The organism is Roseateles sp. (assembly GCF_044373315.1).
Classification (GTDB): domain Bacteria; phylum Pseudomonadota; class Gammaproteobacteria; order Burkholderiales; family Burkholderiaceae_C; genus JACDQM01.
Map to the genome: position 1 here is coordinate 1 of NZ_JBILQK010000156.1, position 5,272 is coordinate 5,272.

The following is a 5,272-nucleotide window of genomic DNA, read 5'->3' on the forward strand; positions in this document are numbered from 1 at the left end:
TTGGCGAAATTGCCGCCGCGCGCCGCATACACCCAGCTGGTGCGCAGCATCAGGTGGCGGCAGCCGCTGGCGCGGATCGCCTGCTCGCCTTGCAGCTTGCTGCGACCGTAGACGCTCAAGGGGCCTGTCGCCGCGTCCTCGGCGCGCGGCTGCTCGCCGCTGCCATCAAAAACATAGTCGGTGCTGTAGTGCAGCAGCAGCGCGCCCAGGGCCTTAGCTTCCAGCGCCAGCCGGGCGGGTGCATGGGCATTGACCTGCAGCGCCATCTCGCTGTCGCTCTCGGCCTTGTCGACAGCGGTATAGGCCGCGGCATTGACGATCACCTGCGGCGCATGCGCGCGCACCACGGCTGCGAGCGCTGCGTTATCGCCCAGATCAGCGCCTTCGCTGCGGTCCAGCGCCACCAGCTCGCCCAGCGGTGCCAGGGCGCGCTGCAACTCCCAGCCGACCTGGCCGCTCTTGCCCAAGAGCAGAATTTTCATGTCGTCAGCTTCCGTACTGCTGGCTCACCCAGTCGCGGTAGCTGCCGCTCTGCACATGGCTCACCCACTCTGGGTTGTCCAGATACCACTGCACCGTCTTGCGGATGCCGGTGGCAAAGGTCTCGGCGGGGCGCCAGCCCAGTTCGCGCTCGATCTTGCGTGCGTCGATGGCGTAGCGGCGGTCGTGGCCGGGGCGGTCTTTCACATAGGTGATGAGCCGTGCATAGGGGCCGTCAGCCGAGGGGCGCAACTCGTCGAGCAGCGCGCACACCGTCTTCACGATGTCGATATTGGCCATCTCGTTCCAGCCGCCCACGTTGTAGACCTCGCCCACCCGGCCGCCGGCCAGCACCGCGCGGATGGCCGATGCATGGTCCTTCACATAGAGCCAGTCGCGGATCTGCTGGCCGTCGCCGTAGACCGGCAGCGGCTTGCCGGCCAGCGCGTTGACGATCATCAGCGGGATGAGCTTCTCGGGGAAGTGATAGGGGCCGTAGTTGTTGCTGCAGTTCGTGGTCAGCACCGGCATGCCATAGGTGTGGTGCCATGCGCGCACCAGGTGGTCGCTGGCAGCCTTGCTGGCCGAGTAGGGGCTGTTGGGCTCGTAGGGATTGGTCTCGGCGAAGGGAGGGTCGTCGGCCTTCAATGAGCCATAGACCTCGTCGGTCGAGACATGGTGGAAGCGGAAAGCCGCCTTGGCTTGCTCAGCCATCGCGCCCCAGTAGGCGCGGGCCGCTTCCAGCAGCGTGAAGGTGCCCTCGACATTGGTGCGCATGAAGGCGCCGGGGCCGCTGATCGAGCGGTCCACATGGCTCTCAGCCGCAAAGTGGACGAGCGCGCGCGGCTGATGCTCGGCCAGCAGGCGGTCGATCAGCGCGCGGTCGCAGATGTCGCCCTTGACGAAGACATGGCGCGCATCGCCCTGCAGCGACTTCAGGTTCTCCAGATTGCCCGCGTAGGTGAGGGCGTCGAGGTTGACGACCGGCTCATCCCCGTACTCGGGCGAGGCCAGCCAGTCCAGCACGAAGTTGCTGCCGATGAAGCCGGCGCCGCCGGTGACAAGAATGGTCATAGCAGAGGAGGTGTTGTGTCTGAGTCGAGGTGTTTGGGCCGCATCGTACCGCGGGCGCCAAGCGCGCCATGGGCCCATCAGGGCGGACCGGGCGCCTTAATTCACGGGCTGACCGGGCAGTGCATCCAGCGGGCTGCGCACGGCACCGCCGCTCATCTTCAGCACATGGGTGTAGATCATGGTGGTGCCCACATCTGAATGACCGAGTAGCTCCTGCACGGTGCGTATGTCGCTGCCGCCTTGCAGAAGATGGGTGGCGAAGCAGTGGCGCAGCGTGTGCGGTGTGGCCGGCTTGGCAATGCCGGCCGCCGACAGCGCGCGCTTGAAGGCGCGCTGGAAGGTCTGGTCGTAAAGATGGTGGCGGCGAAAAACGCCGCTGCGCGGATCGGTAGACAGGTGATCCTGCGGGAAGACCCAGAACCAGCTCCATGACGCGCCGGCCCGGGGGTATTTGCGCTCCAGCGCGTGGGGCATCTCCACCCCGGCCTGGCCGGCTTCGACATCGGCCGCCCAGACGCGCCGTGCGAGGCCGAGTTGCTCGTGCAGCTCAGCGTGCAGAGCCTGCGGCAGCATCACCACGCGATCCTTGCCGCCCTTGCCAGCGCGCACGAACAGCGCCCGCTGGCTGAAGTCCACATCCTTGACCCGAAGCTGCAGGGCTTCGGTGATGCGCAGCCCGGTGCCATAGAGCAAGCGAGCGAGCAGGCGGTGCTCAGCGCCTTGCACCTGCGCCAGCAGAGCGCCCACTTCATCGACGGCAAGCACCACGGGCAGCCGGCGCTGCACCTGCGGCCGGCCGATCTCGCTCATCCACGGCAGGCTGACGCCCAGCACCTTGCCAAACAGAAAGAGCAGGGCCGACAAAGCCTGCTTGTGCGTGGAGGGCGCCAGGCCGCGATCAGCCGCCAGATAGCTCAGGAAGGCCTCGACCTCAGCGCCGCCCATGTCTGCAGGATGGCGCAGGCCATGCCAGCGAATGAAGGCACGACACCAGAAGACATAGGCCTCCTCGGTGCGCCGGCTGTAGTGCAGGTAGCGAACCCGCTCGCGCAACTTGTCCAGCAGCTTGGCCGACTGCAGCGGTGGCAGTTTGTTGGCTGGATTGGATGCCGGGCGCAGGGTTTTTCGCGCTGGACCTAACCCAGAAACTGATGGCAGCATACGGCTCTCCTGCGTTCCGGCGAGCCACCGAACTCGGTGTAACAAACTGCCGGATTTGCAGGTAAATTTAGTACTGTATAAACATACAGTCAAGCAAAAGGGGAAGCGCCGTGCATCAAGCACTTAGGGGGACGCCACCGTCCCAAGTTATGCAGCAACGGCCGGCGTTAGGGCGCAGCGCCTGTCGCCCTACATTACGTTCGGCCTCTTGAAATTCGTTTCTGGACGATTGTGCGCCTTAGGCGTATAGTTCGGCAGTGCTCACAGTCGTCGAAACTCTTCTCTTCCAACGCCAGTGGCCGCTCTATTGGAGCGAGGAGGAGCGCGGCGTATTTGCCGCTCACATTGCAGAGCATCCCACTGCCGGAGACGTCGTGCCCGAATCCGGCGGCATTCGCAAAGTGCGCTGGGGTCGCGCAGGTTCGGGCAAGTCGGGTGGCGTGCGAGTGATTTACTTCACTCGTAATGCAGAAGGTGAAGTTGTCTTGCTTACGCTCTATGCGAAATCAAAAACGGACAACCTGACCGGCCCAAAGTTGAAGGAGATTCGCCGTGCCCTCGAAGAGTAAACCCCTGACCGACGCAGAACTGACTGCGTACGAAGCCAAACGCGATCTTGCTGCTGAGCTTCTGCAATCCGTGCGTGAAATGAAGGCGGGACAAGTCCGTGTTGTGGCGTCGCCAGTCATTGATGCTCGCAATAAGACGGGACTATCGCAGTCGCAGTTCGCTGCGCTGATGGGTGTATCGGTTCGTACCTTGCAGGGTTGGGAGCAAGGGCGCAAGCAGCCAAGCGGGGCAGCCCGCACGTTGTTGGCCATCGCTAGTTCCAATCCGAAGGCGTTGCTCGCGGTGGCGCACAAGTAGGCCTCATGCGCAAGAGGCCGAACCGGTCGTTCGAGCCGACTCGCAACGGCTGGTCACTTCAGGCCCCCATTTCATTCTGGGCCTTCCGTGCCCATCCGCCGCTCGCGGCTCAGCTTCAACGTTAGGCGGAACCAAAGGCATCGATCAAGTGTGCTCCTCGGCCCCAGCTTCAGTTCTCTCCTCTCTATGACCCCGCCCGACCTATCAGCAATACTTGATCTTGAACGCCAAGTCTGGGAAGCCGCCGTTCGGGGTGATCCTTCAGCTGATGAGAGCCTCATTCACGAGAGCTTTCTGGGTGTCTACTCAACGGGATTCGCCGGTCGACAGCAACACGTAAGCCAGCTCAACGATGGGCCCGTCGTGTCAACCTATGAAATCCAGGAAGCTCGTCTTGTAGTCTTGAAGGCAGATGTTGTGATGCTCGCCTACTTAGCACGATTTCGCACGCGAAGCGCGCCTGTCGATGCACCACCGAGGCGCATGTACGTCTCGTCCTTGTGGCAATGCTATCCAGAAGGGTGGCTTAATGTGTTCAGCCAAGATACAGGCGCTGCCTAGCCCCTCCGTCAAGGGGGCCTGCCTTCGGCAGGCCACTTAGGTAGAACGTTCGGACTCTCCAATGCAGCCGTGCCATGCGATTGACTGCCACATTTAATGTAGCTACATTAAAGCATGCGAATTGAGTTCGACCCAGCCTAAGATGCGAGCAACCTTGAGAAGCACGGGCTATCGCTGGCATTGGCTGCCGGACTCAATTGGGATGCATCAATGGTGTGGGTTGATGAGCGGTGTGAGTACGGCGAGTTGCGCATGATCGCGTTGGCGCCTGACACCGGAATCCTCTACTACGTGGCATTTGTGGATCGTGGCGACGCGCGAAGGATCATCAGCTTGCGCAAGGCCAACCGACGCGAGGTGAAGCACTATGTCCAAAATTTCTAAGCGCCCGGCCATCTTCATGCCGACGACGGCGGAAGACAAAGCGATTACGGCAGCTGCAAAGGCTGACCCGGATGCGCAGCCCCTGACCCCTAAGCAATTGCAGGCCATGGTCCCGATGAAGGCCGTGCGTGGTCGGCCTAAGTCAGAGAACAAGAAGCTGCTGGTGTCGGTCCGCTACAGCCCAGAGGTTGTGGCGTACTTCAAATCGACTGGTGAGGGGTGGCAGTCGCGCATGGACGGAGTGCTTCAGCAGTACGTAGCGCGGCACTCGCGACGAGCGTGAGGCCGAACCAGTCGCTTGAGCCGACTCGCGTCGGCAGGCCGCCGCTCGCGGCTCAGCTTCAACGTTGGGCAGCATGAAATTTCGACCTGTCGCAGTGCAAGCGGTACTCGCTTGGTTAGCAGCGGAGTGCTGGGCTGCACCATGGGACCCCGTGTTTTGGCCAAATGCGAGCCGGGGAATACTGTTTGGCGTCTTTGGCCTTCTCGTTCTTCTTGGCCTTAGTAAGCGAACGAGGAACCTTGGAAATGACCTCGCACTCTTGAGCTTCGCCGCCGCCCTTGGTGCATCCTTGGCATGGGGCCTTTGGATGTGGCATGGGTGGTTCAATTGGAGCTGGCTTCACTGGCTACCGGCGATCACGGGAAGCGATGGCGAGGGTTCGTATCGAATGATCGAGTATGAGTTCTTCCTTGCTCTCTTCGTCGTGGCCTCCTTGGCCTGGGCCTTGGCGTCGAGAATTGG

Annotated in this window: 7 protein-coding genes and 1 pseudogene; 5 read left to right on the forward strand and 3 right to left on the reverse strand. The window is 62.3% G+C overall.

The annotated features are described in order from the left end of the window. From ACIQ67_RS19290 to ACIQ67_RS19300, 3 genes are all read right to left on the reverse strand, one after another. The coding region (locus ACIQ67_RS19290) for an SDR family oxidoreductase (protein ID WP_397536000.1) at positions 1–482 on the reverse strand (482 nt) is incomplete at its 3' end. A 4-nt stretch (positions 483–486) separates the two neighbouring features. Then, positions 487–1,554, reverse strand: coding sequence for a dTDP-glucose 4,6-dehydratase (gene rfbB, locus ACIQ67_RS19295; RefSeq protein WP_397536001.1), 1,068 nt, complete (start codon positions 1,552–1,554; stop codon positions 487–489). A gap of 96 nt (positions 1,555–1,650) precedes the next feature. Continuing rightward, positions 1,651–2,715 (reverse strand): integron integrase, encoded by a 1,065-nt coding sequence (locus ACIQ67_RS19300; protein ID WP_397536002.1) that lies wholly within the window; start codon positions 2,713–2,715, stop codon positions 1,651–1,653. A gap of 257 nt (positions 2,716–2,972) precedes the next feature. Here ACIQ67_RS19300 and ACIQ67_RS19305 point away from each other — a divergent pair, with 257 nt between their 5' ends. From ACIQ67_RS19305 to ACIQ67_RS19325, 5 genes and pseudogenes are all read left to right on the forward strand, one after another. Beyond that, positions 2,973–3,284, forward strand: coding sequence for a type II toxin-antitoxin system RelE/ParE family toxin (locus ACIQ67_RS19305; protein ID WP_397536003.1), 312 nt, complete (start codon positions 2,973–2,975; stop codon positions 3,282–3,284). Further along, the gene (locus ACIQ67_RS19310) at positions 3,268–3,582 is read left to right on the forward strand and encodes a DNA-binding transcriptional regulator (protein WP_263569136.1); all 315 of its coding nucleotides are present in this window, start codon (positions 3,268–3,270) and stop codon (positions 3,580–3,582) included. Before ACIQ67_RS19305 ends, ACIQ67_RS19310 begins: the two co-directional genes overlap by 17 nt. A gap of 186 nt (positions 3,583–3,768) precedes the next feature. Further along, positions 3,769–4,143 carry a DUF4440 domain-containing protein gene (locus ACIQ67_RS19315; RefSeq protein WP_397536004.1) on the forward strand — a complete coding sequence of 125 codons (375 nt, stop codon included), beginning with the start codon at positions 3,769–3,771 and terminating at the stop codon, positions 4,141–4,143. Positions 4,144–4,299: 156 nt separating this feature from the next. After that, positions 4,300–4,527 (forward strand): annotated as a pseudogene (locus tag ACIQ67_RS19320) (BrnT family toxin); the annotation flags it as partial. Then, positions 4,511–4,810, forward strand: coding sequence for a BrnA antitoxin family protein (locus ACIQ67_RS19325; protein ID WP_397536005.1), 300 nt, complete (start codon positions 4,511–4,513; stop codon positions 4,808–4,810). The pseudogene ACIQ67_RS19320 and the gene ACIQ67_RS19325, both read left to right, overlap by 17 nt. Positions 4,811–5,272: the final 462 nt, after the last annotated feature.